The 20,798-nt window shown below is 37.4% G+C and carries 21 protein-coding genes; 20 read left to right on the forward strand and 1 reads right to left on the reverse strand.

All coding sequences use genetic code 11. The annotated features are described in order from the left end of the window. Positions 1-102 precede the first annotated feature (102 nt). The 19 genes from prfB (at position 103) to IGJ76_RS03285 (ending at position 17,892) form a co-directional block, all read left to right on the forward strand. A protein-coding gene (gene prfB / locus IGJ76_RS03195) for a peptide chain release factor 2 (RefSeq protein WP_197485208.1) occupies positions 103-1,204 on the forward strand; the annotation gives its coding sequence in 2 pieces (ribosomal slippage) (positions 103-174 and positions 176-1,204; 1,101 coding nt in all). Positions 1,205-1,314: 110 nt separating this feature from the next. Beyond that, positions 1,315-2,001, forward strand: a complete 687-nt coding sequence (ftsE, locus tag IGJ76_RS03200) for a cell division ATP-binding protein FtsE (protein WP_067483807.1) — start codon at positions 1,315-1,317, stop codon at positions 1,999-2,001. Further along, a complete protein-coding gene (ftsX, locus tag IGJ76_RS03205) occupies positions 1,994-2,878 on the forward strand; it encodes a permease-like cell division protein FtsX (protein WP_067483808.1) in 885 nt (294 codons plus the stop codon). The genes ftsE and ftsX overlap by 8 nt, the downstream gene beginning before the upstream one ends. 172 nt (positions 2,879-3,050) lie before the next feature. Beyond that, positions 3,051-4,499: a cardiolipin synthase gene (cls, locus tag IGJ76_RS03210; RefSeq protein WP_067483809.1), complete on the forward strand. Its 1,449-nt coding sequence runs from the start codon at positions 3,051-3,053 to the stop codon at positions 4,497-4,499. 352 nt (positions 4,500-4,851) lie between these two features. Continuing rightward, a complete protein-coding gene (locus IGJ76_RS03215) occupies positions 4,852-5,709 on the forward strand; it encodes a phosphate ABC transporter substrate-binding protein PstS family protein (RefSeq protein ID WP_067483810.1) in 858 nt (285 codons plus the stop codon). A 114-nt stretch (positions 5,710-5,823) separates the two neighbouring features. Beyond that, positions 5,824-6,744 (forward strand): phosphate ABC transporter permease subunit PstC, encoded by a 921-nt coding sequence (pstC, locus tag IGJ76_RS03220; RefSeq protein ID WP_067483811.1) that lies wholly within the window; start codon positions 5,824-5,826, stop codon positions 6,742-6,744. A gap of 1 nt (position 6,745) precedes the next feature. Next, a complete protein-coding gene (gene pstA / locus IGJ76_RS03225) occupies positions 6,746-7,630 on the forward strand; it encodes a phosphate ABC transporter permease PstA (protein ID WP_067483814.1) in 885 nt (294 codons plus the stop codon). A 15-nt stretch (positions 7,631-7,645) separates the two neighbouring features. Next, positions 7,646-8,452: a phosphate ABC transporter ATP-binding protein PstB gene (gene pstB, locus IGJ76_RS03230; RefSeq protein ID WP_075491427.1), complete on the forward strand. Its 807-nt coding sequence runs from the start codon at positions 7,646-7,648 to the stop codon at positions 8,450-8,452. A gap of 15 nt (positions 8,453-8,467) precedes the next feature. Next, complete coding sequence (gene pstB, locus IGJ76_RS03235) at positions 8,468-9,226, forward strand: phosphate ABC transporter ATP-binding protein PstB (RefSeq protein ID WP_067483817.1); 759 nt, start codon at positions 8,468-8,470, stop codon at positions 9,224-9,226. A 12-nt stretch (positions 9,227-9,238) separates the two neighbouring features. Beyond that, positions 9,239-9,916 (forward strand): phosphate signaling complex protein PhoU, encoded by a 678-nt coding sequence (gene phoU / locus IGJ76_RS03240; protein ID WP_067483819.1) that lies wholly within the window; start codon positions 9,239-9,241, stop codon positions 9,914-9,916. A gap of 398 nt (positions 9,917-10,314) precedes the next feature. Further along, positions 10,315-11,886, forward strand: coding sequence for a daptomycin-sensing surface protein LiaX (liaX, locus tag IGJ76_RS03245; protein ID WP_067483821.1), 1,572 nt, complete (start codon positions 10,315-10,317; stop codon positions 11,884-11,886). Positions 11,887-12,058: 172 nt separating this feature from the next. After that, positions 12,059-12,364, forward strand: a complete 306-nt coding sequence (locus IGJ76_RS03250; protein WP_067483823.1) for a PspC domain-containing protein — start codon at positions 12,059-12,061, stop codon at positions 12,362-12,364. Beyond that, positions 12,364-12,717 (forward strand): phage holin family protein, encoded by a 354-nt coding sequence (locus IGJ76_RS03255; RefSeq protein ID WP_067483825.1) that lies wholly within the window; start codon positions 12,364-12,366, stop codon positions 12,715-12,717. The genes IGJ76_RS03250 and IGJ76_RS03255 overlap by 1 nt, the downstream gene beginning before the upstream one ends. 203 nt (positions 12,718-12,920) lie before the next feature. Further along, positions 12,921-13,856, forward strand: coding sequence for an HPr(Ser) kinase/phosphatase (gene hprK, locus IGJ76_RS03260; RefSeq protein ID WP_067483827.1), 936 nt, complete (start codon positions 12,921-12,923; stop codon positions 13,854-13,856). Positions 13,857-13,874: 18 nt separating this feature from the next. Continuing rightward, positions 13,875-14,708, forward strand: coding sequence for a prolipoprotein diacylglyceryl transferase (lgt, locus tag IGJ76_RS03265; protein WP_067483829.1), 834 nt, complete (start codon positions 13,875-13,877; stop codon positions 14,706-14,708). A gap of 39 nt (positions 14,709-14,747) precedes the next feature. After that, positions 14,748-15,779, forward strand: coding sequence for an NAD(P)H-dependent glycerol-3-phosphate dehydrogenase (locus tag IGJ76_RS03270; RefSeq protein WP_067483831.1), 1,032 nt, complete (start codon positions 14,748-14,750; stop codon positions 15,777-15,779). Between the two features lie 14 nt (positions 15,780-15,793). After that, on the forward strand, positions 15,794-16,708 hold the full coding sequence (gene galU / locus IGJ76_RS03275) for a UTP--glucose-1-phosphate uridylyltransferase GalU (protein ID WP_067483833.1): 915 nt from the start codon (positions 15,794-15,796) through the stop codon (positions 16,706-16,708). A gap of 159 nt (positions 16,709-16,867) precedes the next feature. Beyond that, positions 16,868-17,308 (forward strand): DUF948 domain-containing protein, encoded by a 441-nt coding sequence (locus tag IGJ76_RS03280; RefSeq protein WP_067483835.1) that lies wholly within the window; start codon positions 16,868-16,870, stop codon positions 17,306-17,308. A 2-nt stretch (positions 17,309-17,310) separates the two neighbouring features. After that, on the forward strand, positions 17,311-17,892 hold the full coding sequence (locus IGJ76_RS03285) for a YtxH domain-containing protein (RefSeq protein ID WP_430596723.1): 582 nt from the start codon (positions 17,311-17,313) through the stop codon (positions 17,890-17,892). 467 nt (positions 17,893-18,359) lie between these two features. Here the strand turns inward: IGJ76_RS03285 and IGJ76_RS03290 are convergent, their stop codons facing one another. Then, positions 18,360-19,463 (reverse strand): aminopeptidase P family protein, encoded by a 1,104-nt coding sequence (locus tag IGJ76_RS03290; protein WP_067483839.1) that lies wholly within the window; start codon positions 19,461-19,463, stop codon positions 18,360-18,362. A gap of 210 nt (positions 19,464-19,673) precedes the next feature. On the opposite strand from IGJ76_RS03290, the gene ccpA reads away from it, so the two are divergent. Then, positions 19,674-20,675 carry a catabolite control protein A gene (ccpA, locus tag IGJ76_RS03295; protein WP_067483841.1) on the forward strand — a complete coding sequence of 334 codons (1,002 nt, stop codon included), beginning with the start codon at positions 19,674-19,676 and terminating at the stop codon, positions 20,673-20,675. Positions 20,676-20,798 lie beyond the last annotated feature (123 nt).

Genomic DNA, 20,798 nt, shown 5'->3' on the forward strand with positions numbered 1-20,798 from the left:
AATTTGTCTCACCTTCTTTCTGTTATCTTTAGATTCTGGTAGACTAGAAAAAGAAGTGAAAAGAAGACGAAAACGATTGTCCAGAGAAAGAAGGAAGCAAACATGGAAATTTTTGAGATTCGTAATTTGTTAGCTGACATGCAAGAGAAGGTCACAAGCTTTAGGGGGTCTCTTTGACTTAGATCAGCTGGAAGAATCGATTGCACAAGCTGAGTATAAAATGGCTGAACCGGGTTTTTGGGATGACAGTGTTGCTGCGCAACAAGTAATTAATGAAAATAATGCGAATAAAGAAGCTTACGACCAATTTCATTCTTTAGCAGGTGAATTGGAAGAGTTAGAACTTTTGACGGAGTTATTACAAGAAGAACCAGATGCAGAAATGCAAACGGAGCTGGAGACACGGTTACATGTATTAAATGAAAAAATGAATACGTATGAGTTAGCCATGTTACTTGATGGACCGTATGATCGAAACAATGCTATTCTGGAATTACATCCTGGAGCAGGCGGTACGGAATCACAAGATTGGGGCAGCATGTTGTTACGCATGTATACACGTTGGTCAGAACAGCATGGGTATCAAGTGGAAATCTTGGATTACCAAGCGGGAGACGAAGCTGGAATCAAGAGCGTCACTTTGTTAATCAAAGGGCATAATGCATTTGGTTATTTGAAATCTGAAAAAGGTGTTCACCGGTTAGTTCGAATTTCACCGTTTGATTCAGCTAAAAGACGTCATACTTCGTTTTGTTCGGTAGATGTCATGCCTGAACTGGATGAGACAATTGATATTGAGATCAATCCAGATGATTTAAAAATTGATACGTACCGTGCCAGTGGAGCTGGTGGACAACATATCAATAAAACAGAGTCTGCTGTGCGAATCACACATATCCCAACTGGAACGGTGGTTGCAAGCCAAGCACAACGTTCTCAGTTAAAAAATAGAGAGCAAGCTATGGGCATGTTGAAGGCGAAACTTTATCAACTTGAAGTAGAGAAAAAAGAACAAGAAGCTGCAGCTTTACGTGGTGAACAAAAAGAAATTGGCTGGGGTTCACAGATCCGTTCCTATGTATTCCATCCTTATTCAATGGTTAAAGATCACCGCACAAATGCAGAAACTGGGAATGTTCAAGCGGTCATGGACGGTGACTTAGACTTATTTATTGATGCTTATTTAAAAATGCATCTGGTATAACATTAGTGGATTATTATTTAATTGACATAAAATTGTAAAATTTTGCAAGCAACTTGAAACATTGCCATGCTATAATGGCTGAAGACTGAAAAAGATATGGAGAGAATGCCATGATTGAAATGAAGGATGTAATGAAGAAGTACTCCAATGGTACGACTGCCATCCGCAATCTCTCGGTCGTTATCGATCAAGGAGAATTCGTTTATGTAGTTGGACCATCAGGAGCAGGAAAATCTACATTTATCAAATTGATGTACCGAGAAGAAAAAGCAACTAAAGGAACATTGACTATTGCAGGACATGATTTGATGGCTATCAAAAATCGTGAAGTTCCTTATTTACGCAGAGAAATTGGAATCGTCTTCCAAGACTATAAATTATTGCCGCGAAAGACTGTTTATGAAAATGTAGCTTACGCTATGCAAGTAATTGGTCGTAAACCACGTGAAATTAAAAAACGTGTGATGGAAGTTTTGGATTTAGTTGGTTTAAAACATAAAGTACGTGTTTTTCCAAGTGAATTATCTGGTGGGGAACAGCAACGTGTTGCGATTGCGCGCGCGATTGTAAACACACCAAAGGTTTTGATTGCAGATGAACCAACAGGTAACTTAGATCCTGAAAATTCATGGGAAATCATGAAACTTCTTGACCGCATCAATGCACAAGGAACGACAGTTGTTATGGCAACACATAACAGTACGATCGTAAATACAATTCGTCATCGGGTAATCGCCATTGAAAACGGCCGAATTATTCGAGACCAAGCGGAAGGGGAATACGGATACGATGATTAGAACCTTTTTCCGCCACTTATTAGAAAGTATCAAAAGCTTGAAACGTAATGGCTGGATGACTGTTGCCTCAGTTAGTGCGGTAACAATCACTTTAGCACTTGTTGGTATTTTTATGGCTGTTATTATGAATGCAACTAAACTTGCACAAGATATTGAAGGAAACGTAGATGTTTCAGTTTTTGTTGATATTGGTACAAAAGAGGCGGATATCAAAAAATTAGGAACAGAATTAGAAAAGCTTGACCATGTTGAAAAAGTATCTTTTTCAAGTAAAGACCAAGAATTGAAAAAAATCCAAGCAGCAATGGGTGATTCATGGAATTTGTTTGAAGGAGATAGCAATCCTTTATATGATGTATACGTGGTAAGTGCAACAGAACCTTCTTACACCAAAGATGTCTCAAAAGAAGCGGCAAAATTGTCTAACGTTTACCGAGCAGATTACGGTGGCACTTCTTCAGACCGAATCTTTGAAATTGCGGGAGCTGTTCGTACATGGGGATTAGCAGCAGCAGCGTTGCTATTATTTGTTGCTATGTTCTTGATCTCTAACACGATTCGAATTACAATTTTATCTCGTCAAAGAGAGATTCAAATTATGCGATTAGTTGGAGCAAAAAATGGCTATATTCGTTGGCCGTTCTTCTTAGAAGGCGGTTGGATCGGTTTGATTGGAGCAATTATTCCAATGTTGATTTTAACATTTGGTTATCGTGAAATTTTCCAATTGGTTAATCCATCGTTACTACGCTCGAACTATTCCTTGTTGCAACCAGCTGATTTTGTTTGGAAAATCAATGTTTTGATGACTGGTATCGGCGTAATCATTGGTTCTTTAGGATCGACGATCTCAATGAGACGATTCTTGAAAATTTAATCAATCATTCAAAGTAAAAGAACATTGTACTCATGAAAAGTGGGTGCAATGTTTTTTTGTTGTGTCGAAAAGAATACTGAAAAATGGTGGATTGAAGCGTGTTCTTTTTTCTCTTTACTTTAAAAAAAAACTTGGTTATGCTTAGGAGGTTAGAAAATGAAGAGGTGAATCCATGAAGGTGATTGTTGATAATTTTTTTACGATCATTTTGATTGCGAACATTTTATTATCGTTAATCATTGTGTTTCGTGAAAGAAGAGAAACAGCACAGACATGGGCTTGGTTACTTGTGTTGATGTTTATCCCGATTTTAGGATTTATTCTATACATTTTTTTTGGTAGGGGAATTTCAAAAGACAAAATTTTTGATTTGAAGATGCAAGGAAAAATTGGGATGAATTTGGAAATTGAAGAAGATAAACGTGCATTAAAACGTGGATTGTATCCCCATCCACCAACAGGACAAGCCGATGTCAGGCAACTGATTTATATGTTGACTGTTTCAGAAGGAACATTATACACGACGCAAAACGAAGTTACGTTGTTTACAGATGGTCGTGAAAAATTTGATGCGTTGATTGATGATATCAATCATGCACAAAATCATATCCATCTTGAGTATTATATTTATCGAAGTGATGATTTAGGCGTAGAACTGCGAGATGCATTGATTGTTGCAGCACAACGAGGCGTAAAAGTGCGGGTTTTATTAGATGCTTGGGGATCGACGCAGGTTTCACTAAGTTTTTTTGATGAATTAAAGAAAAACGGCGGAGAAGTCGCATTCTTTTTTCCATTATTTGTTCCATACATCAATCCGCGAATCAATTATCGAAATCATCGAAAAATCGTTGTAATTGATGGACAGATTGGGTATACAGGTGGATTTAATGTGGGAAATGAGTACTTAGGTTTGGTCAAAAAATTTGGTTATTGGCGTGATAATCATTTAAGAATTTATGGCGAAGCTGTTTACAGTTTACAAAATCGATTTTTGATGGACTGGAATTCTCAACACACAAATGAAGTCAGCTATTCGCCCAATTTTTTCCCAATGATTGATTCAACAGGGGAGATGGCTGTTCAAATCGTGACCAGCGGGCCGGATTCGGAACACGAACAGATCAAGATGACCTATTTAAAAATGATTTCTTTAGCAAAACGAGAAATTTTGATTCAGACGCCTTATTACATTCCCGATGGTTCGATTCATGAAGCACTCAAGCTAGCTTTGCTGGCAGGCGTCAAAGTTCATTTGCAAATTCCAAATAAACCTGACCATCCATTGGTTTACTGGGCAACTTATTCTTTTGCAGCAGAACTGATTGAGTATGGGGCAATTGTTGAAACCTACGAGAACGGGTTTATTCATGCGAAGACGATGATTATTGATGGTGGTGTCGTTTCAGTTGGATCGGCAAATATTGATGTTCGCTCTTTCCGTTTGGATTTTGAAGTCAATACGCTAGTTTATGATGAACGAATGGCTTCACAAGTACGTAAAGCATTTTTTGATGACTCAAATGTATCGAAACAATTAACCAGAGAAATCTATGAAAATCGTGGAACGGTAATCAAACTTAAAGAAGGCTTAGCGAGATTAGTCTCACCGTTACTTTAAGAAGAATAAGCAAAAAGGACTTGAAGCATAAATCATTGATTTATGTTCCAGGTCCTTTTTTATCGGGGTCACTTCTGAATAAACTCAGAAATGAAGAAAACGTCTCAATCTACTTTCATGAACTTTGGGGTATTTCTTGTTTTTTGGGGAAAGCAAGAAATAAGTTCACTCAAGTCTTTATTCAAGAGACGCATTTCAGAAATAGTATAGCATAGTCAAAAATAATGAGATAGTTTTATTTTTATTTTATCAAGAATAACTCATCAATTCGTTATTTAATGATTTTGATTCATTTTCAATAAACAAGGAAAATGTTAGAATAAAATTACTTTATGACTAAAGGAGATTTTTAATGAAAAAATTAAAATTATTATTACCAGTATTGGGATTAGCCGTTCTTTTATCTGGATGTGCGAAATGGATTGATCGCGGGGAATCAATTACAGCGGTAGGTTCTTCTGCATTACAACCGCTAGTTGAAACGGTCGCAGAGAGCTATCAAACAGAAAATCCTGGAAAATTTGTTAATGTCCAAGGTGGCGGTAGCGGAACGGGATTATCTCAAGTTCAATCTGGTGCTGTGGATATCGGTAACTCTGACTTATTTGCGGAAGAAAAGTCTGGGATTGATGCAAAAGCTTTAGTAGATCACAAGGTTGCTGTCGTTGGAATAACACCGATTGTGAATAAAAAAGTGGGCGTTTCAGCTATTTCCATGGAAGAGTTAAAAAAACTATTTACTGGTGAAATCAAAAACTGGAAAGAACTTGGTGGAAAAGATCAAGCAGTGGTTATTTTAAACCGAGCTTCTGGAAGTGGAACCCGTAGTACGTTTGAAAAATGGGTATTGGATGGTGAGTCTGCAATCCAGGCACAGGAACAAGATTCAAGCGGCATGGTTCGCCAAATTGTTGCCGACACACCGGGGGCAATCAGTTATGTTGCCTTTTCTTATGTAACAGACGAAGTAGCAACGCTTAAAATCGATGGCGTGGAACCAACAGATGAAAATGTGACAACAAATGAATGGACCATTTGGGCATATGAACATATGTATACAAAAGGAAAACCAACGGAGTTAACGGATGAATTTTTAGCGTATATTCTTTCAGACGAAATTCAAAATAATATCGTTGGCGAATTAGGCTATATTCCAGTTTCACAGATGAAAGTGGAACGTGATTGGGAAGGAAATATCATTTCTGAATAACCTTTACAAAAAATTTACAAACTTAGCGAAACTTTTACATGTTATTAAAACCAAATTGATGTTTGTTTTGTACACTGAACAAGTATGTTAAACCTGAGCAAGGGGGAGTCATCTGTGGAGGATGTAAAAAAAGTATTATTAACAAAATCGAAGCGTTCAAAAATGGAGCAACGTGGAAAATTTATTAGTTTTCTTTGTATCGCTTTAATTGTTTTAGTGGTATTAGCTATTTTTTATTTTGTTGCAAGTAAAGGGTTAGCGACTTTCTTTGTCGATAAAGTGAATGTGTTCGACTTTTTATTTGGGACGAGTTGGAATCCAAGTCAAGTTGGTCCAGATGGAAAACCGATGGTTGGGGCATTGCCAATGATCACAGGTTCATTTATCGTGACATTTTTATCTGCCATCATCGCAACACCATTTGCTATTGGTGCTGCAGTTTTCATGACGGAAATTTCGCCGAAAAACGGAACAAAAATTTTACAGCCAGTAATTGAGCTGTTAGTTGGTATTCCATCAGTCGTTTATGGTTTTATCGGTTTATCTGTGATCGTGCCGTTTGTTCGTAACGTCTTTGGCGGTACAGGGTTCGGAATCTTAGCCGGAACATTTGTCTTGTTTGTTATGATTTTGCCAACAGTAACAACGATGACTGTAGATGCATTGAAGTCTGTTCCTCGACATTACCGAGAAGCATCATTAGCTTTGGGAGCAACGAGATGGCAAACGATTTATAAGGTAGTTCTTAGAGCAGCTGTACCTGGAATTTTGACAGCAGTTGTTTTCGGAATGGCACGTGCCTTCGGGGAAGCTTTGGCGATCCAAATGGTGATCGGGAATGCAGCGTTGATGCCAACTAGCTTAACAACACCAGCTTCAACTTTGACTTCGATTTTAACAATGGGAATCGGTAATACGATCATGGGCACGATTGAAAATAATGTGTTGTGGTCCTTAGCATTGATCCTATTATTGATGTCATTATTCTTTAATATTGTTATCCGCATGATTGGTAAGAAGGGAGCCTTAAAATAATATGAATGCAAAACGTTCCGATAAAATCGCAACTGGTATTTTATATACCGTTTCTGGAATCATTGTCTTGATTTTGGCTGCTTTGTTACTATATATTTTAGTGCGTGGAATTCCTCATATCTCTTGGTCTTTCTTGACTGAGCCATCAAAAGCTTATCAAGAAGGTGGCGGTGTAGGTATTCAATTATTCAACTCGATTTATTTATTATTGATTACAATGATTATTAGTTTCCCTTTATCACTTGGTGCGGGAATTTATCTATCCGAGTATGCAAGCAAGAACTGGATGACAGATGTGGTTCGTACTTCTATTGAAATTTTGAGTTCATTACCTTCTGTCGTAGTTGGTTTGTTTGGTTTCTTGGTCTTCGTTATTCAGTTTCAATATGGTTTTTCCATTTTGTCTGGTGCGTTAGCGTTGACTGTCTTTAATTTGCCACTTTTGACAAGAACAGTGGAAGAATCATTACAAGCTGTTCATTACACACAACGAGAAGCTGGTTTAGCTTTGGGCTTATCACGTTGGGAAACAGTTTTAAAAGTCGTAGTTCCAGAAGCAACACCTGGAATTCTAACTGGTGTAATCTTAAGTTCTGGAAGAATTTTTGGGGAAGCGGCTGCTTTGATTTACACAGCAGGACAAAGCGCGCCAGCTCTTGATTTTAGTAACTGGAATCCACTAAGTGTTTCAAGTCCGATTAGTATCTTCCGCCAAGCGGAAACATTGGCTGTTCATATTTGGAAAATCAATACTGAAGGAACGATGCCAGATGGCGCTGCTGTGTCAGCCGGAGCATCTGCCGTGTTGATCATTGCAGTCTTGCTCTTCAACTTTGGGGCACGTGCGATTGGGAAACGGTTATACCGTAAAATGACTTCAGCCTAAGGAGAAGAAGAAACTATGAAAGAATACAATTTGAATGATACAAATATCATCACGATGCCTCCTGAAAAGAACATTGCTTTACACACTGAAGATTTACATGTTTGGTATGGTGATAACGAAGCAATCAAAGGTGTTGACTTAGAATTTGAAAAAAATAAAATCACTGCATTAATTGGTCCTTCTGGTTGTGGTAAGTCAACTTATTTACGTTCGTTGAATCGAATGAATGATGGTATTGCAAACACAAAAATCACTGGGAAGATCATGTATAAGGATGTTGATGTCAACGCACCCCAAGTCGACGTTTATGAAATGCGTAAACGAATCGGTATGGTGTTCCAACGTCCGAACCCATTTAGTAAATCCATTTATGAAAATATCACGTTTGCTTTGAAGCAACATGGTGAAAAAGACAAAAAGAAGCTAGATGAAATCGTTGAAACTAGTTTAAAACAGGCTGCCCTGTGGGAACAGGTCAAAGATAACCTTGATAAAAGTGCTTTAGCCTTGTCAGGAGGGCAACAACAACGTTTATGTATTGCTCGTGCGATTGCAATGAAACCAGATATTTTATTACTGGACGAGCCAGCAAGTGCATTGGACCCTATTTCTACTGGGACAGTTGAGGAAACGTTGGTGAACTTAAAAGAAGATTTTACCATCATCATCGTGACACACAACATGCAACAGGCTGCGCGTATCAGTGACTACACGGCATTCTTTTACTTAGGAAAAGTAATCGAATATGATCAAACGAAGAAGATATTTACTAGACCGAAAATTCAAGCAACCGAAGATTATGTGTCCGGTCATTTTGGTTAAAACGGAGGCTTCATTATGACAAAAGAAATTATTTCATCAAAAGATCTTCATTTATATTATGGAAAAAAAGAAGCTTTAAAAGGAATTGACTTAAGTATCAACCAAGGTGAGATTACGGCGATGATTGGTCCTTCAGGTTGTGGAAAGTCAACTTACCTGCGTTCATTGAATCGAATGAATGACTTGATTCCTGGTGTAACGATCACCGGAAGTGTGCTGTATAAAGGAAAAGATATTTACGGTCCTAAAACTGATACCGTTGAACTACGCAAAGAAATCGGCATGGTATTCCAACAGCCTAATCCTTTTCCTTTTTCAATCTATGAGAACGTTATTTATGGATTGAAACTAAAAGGCGAAAAAGACAAAAAAGTGTTAGATCAAGTAGTTGAAGAAAGTCTAAAAGCCGCTTCAGTTTGGGATGATGTGAAGGATAAACTGCATAAGAGCGCTTTGTCTTTATCAGGTGGACAGCAACAACGAGTATGTATCGCACGTGTCTTAGCAGTCAACCCAGAAATTATTTTACTAGATGAACCAACAAGTGCACTTGACCCTGTTTCAACTGGAAAAATTGAAAGTATGTTGTTAGAATTGAAAGAGAACTATACGATGATTATGGTCACACATAACATGTCACAGGCTTCTCGTATTTCAGATAAGACAGCTTTCTTCTTAGATGGTCATTTAATTGAATTCAATGATACAAAGAAAATTTTTATGAATCCAGAAAAGCAAGAAACAGAAGATTACATCTCAGGACGATTCGGATAAGGGGGAAATAAAATGCTACGAACGCAATTTGAAGAGGAATTATTAAATCTTCATAATCAATTTTATGAAATGGGTATGATGGTAAGTAGTGCGGTGCATAAGTCTGTTCGCTCTTATGTGAAGCATGACAAAGCCCTGGCACAAGAAGTAATCGAAAACGATACAAATATCAATGATATGGAAATTCGTTTAGAAAAGAAAAGCTTTGAAATGATTGCTCTGCAACAACCAGTAACGACAGACTTGCGCATGATTATTACCGTTATGAAAGCAAGTTCTGATTTGGAAAGAATGGCGGATCACGCGGTATCTGTTGCAAAATCAACGATTCGTGTCAAAGGACAAACGAGAATTCCTGAAATCGAAAAAGAAATCTCGGACATGTCAGACTATGTGAAGAAAATGGTTGATAATGTGTTGGTTGCCTATGTTAAAACGGACGAAAAAGACGCTCGGACAATTGCCAACATGGATCAACGTGTAAATGAGTATTTCAATCGAATCTACAATGCAACAATCAAAAACATGGAAGCAAATCCAGAAACAGTCATTAGCGGAACAGACTATTTGAATGTTGCTAGTTACTTGGAGCGTATTGGTGACTATGTTACAAATATTTGTGAGTGGATTGTTTACTTGGCAACAGGTAAGATTACGGAATTGAATACGACCCATGATGAGATTTTTTAAAAAGGTTGTGGCGCAAAGCGGTCAGCTCCGAAAAAATAATGAGTAACTAACAAAAATAGCTTTTCATATTTTTTGACAGTTATGAATTATTTCGAGGAGTTGTTTTGGGAACACCGTGGATAAAATTTGTGACGCAAAGTGTTTAGCTCTGACAAGATAGCGAGTGTTCCAAAAAGTTAGTGTCAAACAATAAAAAATGAACTTACCTTTAAGAGATTGGGGGAAAACGCACTTTGTTTTCTTCCAATCTCTTTTTTTAGTATGATTAGAATAGTAGGGAATGACGGAAGGTGGAGAAAAAGTTACATCTTAAGTCCTATGACATTTTCTTCAAATGAAGGCATAATATGGATGTAAGGAAAAGTTGCAAACAATATTTGCTCAAGGAGGCAATTTCCATGAAAGAAAGAGAACGTATTTTAGACTTAGTAAAAAAAGGAATCCTTTCGACTGAAGAAGGCTTAGATTTGTTAGAAAGTATGGCAACTGAAAAAGACGAAAAGTCAATTAAAAAAGAAGCAGACAAAGTAACTGCTAGTCATAAAGAAAAAGATCAAGTAAGTCAATTGATGGATGATTTAGAAAATGATGCAGAGGAAACCTTCACTGATTCTGAAGTGGATCCAAAGGAAAAAGAAAAACAAGATCAAGAAAACTTAGAAAAAATTCTTGATGAATTAGCAACAGAAGCAAACAAAGCATCTGCACATTTAGATGAAGTGAATGCTGAATTACAAGAAAATCGACAAGCACGCAATGACAAACAGGAAGCATTGATGCAGTTGAATACAAAAGAAGAACTAGATGAGTTAACCGCAGAAGAACTTGAACAACGTCAAGCGTTGGAAAGTGAAATCCAAACGTTAGAAGCAGAAGGCAATAAGCTAGTTGAGCAACAATTGAAGCTCGAAGCAGAATTAAAAGATATTCGTAAAAACCAATGGTCAGAAACGAAAGATTCAATTGCTGAAAAATTTGACTTACCAGATGATTGGAAAGAACAAGCAACAGACACCTTGAACCAAGTTGGCGAAAAAATGTCTGAAGCGGGTAGCCAATTAGGCAAGTTCTTGAAGAAAACGTTCCAAACGGTTTCTGATTCTGTGAACGACAACATGGAATGGAAAGATGTTAATTTACGTGTTCCTGGTATTGCAACAACGAAATTCGAACATGAATTTTACTATGAAGCACCAGAAGCAAGTATCATCGATATCAAAGCGGCAAACGGAAACGTGCTTTTGAAAACGTGGGATAGTGAAGATGTCAAAGTAGAAGCCAAAATCAAACTCTACGGAAAAATGACAGCTGAACCATTTGATGCCTTTTTAGAAAGAAGCCAAATCGAAGTCAATGAAGACCACATTTCTTTCCAAATTCCGAATAAACGTGTACGAGCAGACCTTGTTTTCTACTTACCAACACGCTTATACGACCATGTAGCAATCAAATTGCTTAACGGAAATATCACAATTAAAGGTTTAGAAACAAAAGACACTTATGCGAAATCAACGAATGGAAATATCCTAATTAATGATTTGACAGCAACTATGTTAGAAATTGAAGGAGTCAATGGCAATATTGACGTGAATCGCGGTCAAATTTTAGACTCAATCATTGAAACGGTCAACGGAACAGTCACCATGGCAACAACGCCTGAAAATGTTTCGGTATCATTAGTCAATGGGGATGTTCGCTTGACATTAACAGAGAACTCATTAAGAAAAGTCGAAGCAAGCTCTGTCAATGGAAACGTGAAAGTAGCGTTACCGGAAACATTAGGTGTCGAAGGACATGCAAAAACAAGCTTAGGCAGTATCAATAGCCGCATGAGTGAGTATGATGTTGTCCGCGAAAAGAAAGAAAGAACCAATCAAATGTTACAATTCCGCCGTATTTCTGATACAGGAATTGCCCAAGTTCAATTATCAACCACAACAGGAAACATCTTTTTGAAAGATGCTGAGTAAGGGAACTCTTATTAAATAGAAAAACAAATGTGAGATGGACACAGGATAGCCCAAAAAAATGGGCTATTCTGGGTTGTTCATTCTAGTCTGTGTAGTCGCCAAAAAATACGTGGAACAGACTTTTGTTTCCCAATATTTTCGATTAAAATAGATAGGACAGAGGTGAAATAGAATGAAAAAAAAATTAACGAAATCAACTGATAATATTGTATTAACCGGTACACTTGCGGGAATTGCAGAGTTTATTGGTATTGATCCAACAATTGTTCGTGTGGTGTATGTCTTTTTGAGTCTTGTTGCATTTGGCAGTCCAATTATTTTGTACATTTTACTAGCTGTCATCATACCGTCTGGTAAATCTTCTCGTACAAACTATGGTCACAATAATGAATATTACCAAAAAAATAATTATCGCGAACAAACGAATAAACGCAAAGAAGCTGAAAAAATCGATGATGATGATTGGAGTGACTTCTAATGTCTTATTTCCAACGAATCGTTGTGAATACTTTGACATTCATTTCACTAGCAGTCCTTTTTCCCCAAATGATCCATGTGAGTAGCATTTGGACAGCGGTGTTAGCAAGTTTTGTTTTATCGGTGTTAAACATGTTCGTCAAACCGATTTTAACAATTTTATCTTTACCGCTGACCTTAGTTACTTTTGGATTGTTTAGCTTTGTAGTGAACGCAGCAATATTAAAATTGACTTCCTTCTTTGTTGGAGCAGCCAATTTTGGATTTGCATCATTTGGAGCAGCATTTCTAGTAGCAATTGTTATGTCATTAGTAAATGTTGTTGTTAGTGAGCATAATTTAAATCGTCAGTAACTACGAAAAGACACCAACTAAAAAATCATCATTTCTTTATTCAGCAAGAGAAAAAAGAGATTGCAGGAAAAGTTCAATAGACTTTTCTTGCAATCTTTTTTATTTGAAAAAGAAATAAACCGTTTTTTTTATTTGGTAGTAAGTTTGGGTAGACAATGATAAAATGAAAACGAACACCCTAATAGAAATGAGGTAGCATGAATATGGCAGAAGTAGTTAAAGTTAGCCAACTGGTTGAAAAATTATCTTTAGAAATCGTGACCGGCGATGAAAAAAGTTTAGAACGTGTCATAGTCACAGGTGACATTTCACGTCCAGGCTTAGAACTGACTGGTTATTTTAGTTATTATTCACATGATCGGCTTCAATTATTTGGAAGCAAAGAAATTAGTTTTGCAGAGCGCATGATTCCAGAGGAACGTTTGATGATTATGCGACGTTTATGCAGCGAAGATATGCCCGCGTTTATTATCTCCAGAGGTTTATCTGCACCAGAAGAAATGATTCAGGCTGCAAATGAACATGGGATGGCTGTCTTGCGCTCACCAATTTCAACATCACGTTTGTTAGGAGAACTTTCTAGCTATTTAGACGGACGATTAGCACCACGAACAAGTGTCCACGGTGTTTTAGTTGATGTCTATGGACTAGGTGTCTTGATCCAAGGAGATAGCGGAATTGGTAAGAGTGAAACAGCATTAGAATTGATCAAGCGTGGTCACCGTTTGATTGCAGATGACCGAGTGGATGTTTATCAACAAGATGAATTAACCGTGATTGGTGAGCCGCCAAAAATCTTGGAGCATTTGATTGAGATTCGTGGAATTGGCATCATCGATGTCATGAACTTATTTGGTGCAAGTGCGGTACGTGGTTCGATGCAAGTCCAACTGGCTGTCTATTTAGAAGCTTGGGCGAAAGATAAGAAATATGATCGATTAGGCTCAGAGGATACGTCGGTTGAAATTGCAGAAGTCGGCATCCCACAAATCAAAATTCCAGTTAAGACTGGACGAAATGTGGCTATCATCATTGAAGTTGCTGCGATGAACTTCCGTGCGAAAACAATGGGATTCGACGCAACAAAAACATTTGAAGAACGATTAAGTCGTTTAATCGAAGAAAATTCAGGAAATTAATAAATAAGGAGTGACAAAATGCTCGCACAAATCAATCGAGTAGCGTTTGAGCTTGCCGGAATCCCTATTTATTGGTATGCATTGATCATTGTTTCAGGGATCATTATTGCCATGTGGCTAAGCACTAGAGAAGCAGTCAGAGTCGGTATGAAAGCAGATGACGTGACGGATTTTATGCTATGGGGATTACCACTTTCAATCATCGGTGCTCGTTTATATTATATTCTTTTTGATTTACCTCAATATATTGCAGACCCAATCCAGATTTTTAATATTCGCTCGGGTGGGTTAGCTATTTATGGTGGATTGATTGCTGGTGGACTTACGATGTATTTCTTTACCAAGTATCACTTTATCTCACCGTGGACTTTTCTTGACATTGCAGCGCCTAGCGTGTTGCTTGCACAAGCCATTGGTCGCTGGGGGAACTTTATGAATCATGAGGCTTTTGGGCCGGAAACAACTCGTAGCTTTTTAGAAAGTCTACATTTACCACAGTTTATTATTGAAAATATGTACATTGATGGCGCGTTTCGTCAGCCGACTTTTCTCTACGAATCAGTATGGAGTTTGCTTGGCGTCATCTTATTATTGGTGTTGAGAAAACGACCACATTTGCTTAAAAAAGGAGAAGTTTTTCTTTTATATCTTATCTGGTACAGTTTCGGACGTTTCTTTATCGAAGGGCTTCGAACAGATAGCTTATACTTCCTAAATATCATTCGCATTTCTCAGTTACTCTCAGCAGTACTATTTATTGGAACCATCATCGTATTCATTTTACGTCGTAAAAAAGATAAAAATTTAACAGATTATGATCGAAGTTTTGGTGATAATCAATCAATTATTTAATGATCAAGCAAACAATGTTCCGTGCAAAGGAGTGGTTAAATGCAACAAAAAATCGCAGTGTTAGGTCCTGGTTCATGGGGGACGGCACTAGCCCAAGTGCTTGCAGAAAATGGTCATGATGTAAGAATCTGGGGACACCGAGCAGAACAAGTAGCTGAAATCAACACAAAGCATACGAATCAACGGTATTTACCAGAACTGAAATTAGCAACAGCTATTCGGGCGTTTACCGAAATGGCAGAAGCCTTAGCTGACGTAGACGCTATTTTATTTGTGGTGCCAACGAAAGCGATTCGTTCTGTAGCGCAAGAAGTTGTGATGAAAATGACGCCGAATACGAAACCTGTCATCATTCATGCCAGCAAAGGATTGGAACAAAAGACACATAAGCGTATTTCAGAAATCTTATTAGAAGAAATTCCAGTGGAACAAAGAAAAGCAGTCGTTGTCTTATCTGGTCCAAGTCATGCTGAAGAAGTAGCCAACCATGATATTACGACAGTTACAGCAGCAAGTACGAATACAGAAGCTGCAAAATATGTCCAACGATTATTTATGAATGACTATTTCCGAATTTACACCAACCCTGACGTCATTGGAGTTGAGATGGGGGCAGCGTTAAAAAACATTATTGCAATCGGCACAGGAGCAATTCATGGGCTTGGCTTTGGTGATAATGCAAAAGCTGCAATCATGACAAGAGGATTAGCTGAAATCAGTCGCTTAGGTGTTGCAATGGGTGCTAACCCTTTAACTTTCATTGGGTTAAGTGGTGTTGGTGATTTGATTGTCACAGGGACTAGTGTTCATTCTCGTAACTGGCGTGCCGGCAATTTATTAGGGCAAGGTCAAAAATTACCCGAAGTATTAGAAAACATGGGAATGGTAGTCGAAGGTGTTAATACGACGCAAGCAGCTATGGAATTGGCCAATAGTATGGGCGTGGAAATGCCAATAACACAAACGATTTATGAAGTCCTTTATGAGGGAAAAGACATCAAAAAAGCAGCAAAAGAAATTATGTTACGTGATGGAAAAGTTGAAAATGAATTTTCATTAACTATTTTTTAAAGGAGTCGTCAATCATGAAAGTAAAAAAAGCAGTTATTCCAGCAGCAGGATTAGGAACAAGATTTTTACCGGCTACGAAAGCAATGGCAAAAGAAATGTTACCAATCGTGGATAAACCAACGATTCAATTTATCGTCGAAGAGGCATTGAAATCTGGAATTGAAGATATTTTGATTGTTACTGGAAAAGCTAAACGTCCAATCGAAGATCATTTTGATGCCAATATTGAACTAGAAACAAATCTTCGTGAAAAAGGGAAAAATGATTTATTGAAATTGGTTGAAGAAACAACAGATGTCAATCTACATTTTATCCGACAATCTCATCCTAAAGGGTTAGGACATGCTGTTTTGCAAGCAAAAGCTTTTATTGGGAACGAACCATTTGTTGTAATGCTTGGTGACGACATCATGGAGGACGACATTCCATTAACACAACAACTAATCAATGACTACGAAGAAACCCATGCTTCAACCATTGCTGTAATGGAAGTCCCACATGAAGAAACATCAAAATACGGTATTATCAATCCTGGTGGCGAGCTAGAAAAAGGTCTTTACAATGTGAAAAATTTTGTAGAAAAACCAGATCCAAGCAAAGCACCAAGTGATTTAGCAATCATTGGTCGTTACTTATTGACTCCAGAAATTTTTGAAGTGTTAGAAAACCAAGAACCTGGTGCGGGAAATGAAATCCAATTAACGGATGCAATTGACACGCTGAATAAAACGCAACGTGTCTTCGCTCGTCAGTTTACTGGTCAACGTTTTGATGTAGGAGACAAATTTGGGTTTATGAAAACAAGTATTGAATATGGATTAAAACATCCAGAAGTCGGTGCACCATTAAAAGAATATATTATTGAGTTGAGCAAAACATTAGCAACTCCAGCAAAAGAAACAAAAAAAGTTGAATCAAAAGAAAAATAAGTTACTTTTGCGTAAGTAAGAAAAAGCTTCAACTACTCATAGTTTACTGGTAGTTGAGGCTTTCTTTTTTGATAAAAGTAAGAATTGGTAGTATTTTATTTGTCTAAAAAAAACGTAAATGCTATTCTTAAGAGGAGAGGCAAGGGAAGGAGATTGATTATGACAGGCGGAGAAATCGCAGGATTGATTGCAGCAATAGCTTTTGCAGTGTTAGTCGTGTTTTTAGTACGTATCTTGATGCAAGTATCAAAAACATTAGAAAAAGTTGATAAGACTGTTGCAGAAGCGAATACAACGATTGCAGTTGTAACAAAGGATGTAGATATCCTTTCAAGACAAGTAGAGGGACTACTTGTGAAGAGTAATGATTTGCTTGAAGATGTCAATGGAAAAGTTGCAACGATTGATCCATTGTTTACAGCTGTAGCTGATTTAAGTGAAAGTGTTTCAGAATTGAATTCTTCAAGTAAAAATTTGGTAACAAAAGTTGGCGGCTTAGGAAAAACAACTGCGCAAGCGACAGTTGCTGGTAAAGTCGGTGGAACAGCAATGAAATTTTTTAAAAATAAAAAACAGAATGAACAGACAGGAGGAAAATAAATATGGCTAAAAAAGGTGGATTTCTATTAGGTGCAGTGATTGGTGGAACAGCAGCGGCAGTTGCAGCATTATTGTTAGCACCAAAATCAGGAAAAGAGTTACGCGATGACTTAGCAGCACAAGCAGATGATCTATTAGACGCAGCTTCAGATTATACTGACCTTGCAAAAGAAAAATCTGCAGAGCTAACGGATATTGCAAAAGAAAAGGCTGCTGATCTTTCACAACAAGCTGGTGAGTTAGCCGGCAACATCAAAAACAAAGTTGACCAAACTGCGGAGCAAGCAAGCAATGAATCAGATGATATTTTATTGAATCTGAAAGAACAATCAGCAGATTTATCTGATCGTTTTAAAAAATCAGCAGATGAATTAAAAGAACAAACTGCAGATTTAGGTAGTCTTGCAAAAGACACAACAGCAGATATTGCAGAAGATGTGAAGGATTCTGCAGTGCAAGCAAAGGAAACAGTGAAAGATGGTGTTGCAGAAGCAAAACCTGTCGTTGAAGATACAAAAGATTTAGCAGACATGGCAAAAGAAGATGTGAAAGATGCTGCTAAAAAAGTTGTAGAAGAAAAGTAAGCTACACTGATAAAAAGACGGATCGGAAATTATTCCGACCCGTCTTTCTTGCTAGATATCGTGGTGTTCCCAAAGCAATTCCTCGACATAGCTTAGATTCACTTCAAAATATGGAAAGCTATTTTATGTTTCTACTCGACATAGCTCACACTCACTTCAAAATATGAAATGCTATTTTGAGTGCCTGCTCGCTATCTTTTCGGAGCTAATCGCTTGGTGTCACAACCTTATCCACGGTGTTCAAGAAGTAACTCCTTCAAAATAAGCCTAAATTTCACAAAAATTTGAAAAGCAATTTCCGAAAATTTATTCTTATTTATTGAAGTTGGGCACTTCTTTTACAACCTCATATACGGTGTTCCCCAAGCAGCTTCTTCGACAATAAGTTCTCTTTTCTTAAAAATATGGGGAACTATTTTTAGAAAAGCCTTCTTATTGCTTGAAGCCAATCGCTTGGTGCCACAACCTTATTCCAAAATCAACAATTCTTTTGGTGTTGTTGTAAATGGCACACAACCATCTTTTGTCACATAAACACAATCTTCAATACGCACACCCACTTGTTCAGGAATGTAAATACCTGGTTCAAGAGAGAAACACATACCTTCCTCAATAACCAAATCATTTCCTTCGACTAAAGATGGGTACTCATGAACAGTTGTACCAATCCCATGTCCTAAACGATGATTGAAGTATTCACCATAGCCATAGCTATCAATTACACCACGAGCAATCTGATCTAATTCGCCAGCCGTAATTCCAGGACGAACAGCATCATGAGCTGCTAGTTGAGCTTCTAATGTAATATTGTAGATTTTTTCTTGGAATTCAGTTGGTTTTTTGTAAGCAATTGTTCGAGTTGCATCACTACAGTAACCGTCCCAAACAACACCTAAATCAAATAGAACAAGTTCATTTGGTTTAACTTGTGTATTCCCTGGTGCACCATGAGGACTAGCCGCATTTTTTCCAGCTAAAACTAATGTATCAAAAGACATTTGTGAAACACCTTGTTTTTTCAATTGGTACTCAATTTCGGCAATGATTGCTTGTTCTGTAATGCCTTCCTTTACTGCTTTAAATCCAATTTCAAAAGCAACATCTGCCCATTTTCCAGCTGCAATTAATTTATCTTTTTCTTCCACTGTTTTGATCAATTGTAAACGTTGAATAACCGGAGTCAAGTCAGTAAAGAAATCTGTTCCAGATAAAATATCCGACATATAATCAAAACGTTCAACAGTCAAAGCATTTTTTTCAATTCCAACATTGCCGGGTTGACCATAACGCGTACGAATTTCTTTGCCAATGATTTCCCAAGGGTTTTCACTATCAAGGTAACCGCGAACATCAAAAGTCCAACCACTATTTTTGGCATCATCAACTTCTAAAGCTGGTGTGAATAAAAATGGGTCTTGTTCTAATGGAATAAATAACGCAAGCACACGTTCATGTGGATCACTTTCGTAACCTGAGAAATATGCGATGTGTCCAGGGTCGCTGATATAAGCAAGCTCAACCTGATTATTTGCCATCCATTGACGCAATTCATTGATTTTTACATTGTTCATTTAGCTTCCTTCTTTCTGATAATTCAAACTATTTATCATTGTAACATTAAATTTTTCGAAAGACCATTCCGATAAATTGAAAGAAAAACATAATTTTCATGAAAACACTGTTAAAACGGTTGCAATCCATAAAATAATTTGATATTCTAATTTAGAAATGTAAGTCGTATTTTCAGAAAAAATCAGATAAATAAGAACGGGAGAACACAAATGGAAAAACAAACAATTACTATCTACGATGTAGCTAGAGAAGCAAATGTGTCAATGGCAACTGTTTCACGCGTTGTGAACGGAAACCCAAATGTTAAACCTGCGACACGAAAGAAAGTTTTGGAAGTAATCGATCGTCTTGATTATCGACCAAATGCTGTTGCGCGTGGATTAGCAAGCAAGAAAACTACTACTGTTGGTGTAATCATTCCTGATGTCAGCAATATGTTTTTCGCTTCATTGGCTCGAGGAATCGATGATGTTGCGACAATGTACAAATACAATATTATTTTGGCTAACTCAGATGGTAATGACCAAAAAGAAGTAAACGTACTAAACAACTTGTTAGCAAAACAAGTTGATGGTGTAATTTTTATGGGACATCATATTACTGATGAAATCCGTGGCGAATTTTCTCGCTCAAAAACACCAGTTGTTTTAGCGGGCTCAATTGACCCAGATGAACAAGTAGGTAGCGTAAACATTGATTATACTTCTGCAACAAAAGATGCAGTGAATCAATTAGCAAAAAACGGCAACGAAAAAATCGCGTTTGTTAGTGGTGCACTAATTGACCCAATCAATGGTCAAAACCGTTTGAAAGGTTATAAAGATGCATTGAAAGAAAATAACTTACCTTATAGTGAAGGTCTGATTTTTGAAGCAAGTTATAACTTCAAAGATGGCTTGTCATTAGTTGATCGTATCCATAACAGTGGAGCAACTGCTGTATATGTTTCAGATGATGAACTAGCAATTGGTATCTTGGATGGCATGCTGGATAAAGGAATCAAAGTTCCTGAAGAATTTGAGATCATCACAAGCAACAACTCATTATTAACTGAAGTAGCTCGTCCTCGTTTGACAAGTATTACACAACCTTTATATGATATTGGTGCGGTTTCAATGCGTTTGTTGACAAAAATGATGAACAAAGAAGAAGTTGAAGAAAAAACAATTGTTTTACCTTATGGAATTGAAGAAAAAGGTTCAACAAAATAATTTTTGATTGAAAAAGTAGCCATGAGCAATCATTTTGATTGTTCGTGGCTTTTTTGATAAAAGGTTGTGGCGCAAAACGCTTAACGCCGACAAGGTAGCGAGCAAGTACTCAAAATAGTTTTA

Source organism: Enterococcus sp. DIV0175 (assembly GCF_050529075.1).
Lineage (GTDB): Bacteria > Bacillota > Bacilli > Lactobacillales > Enterococcaceae > Enterococcus_B > Enterococcus_B thailandicus.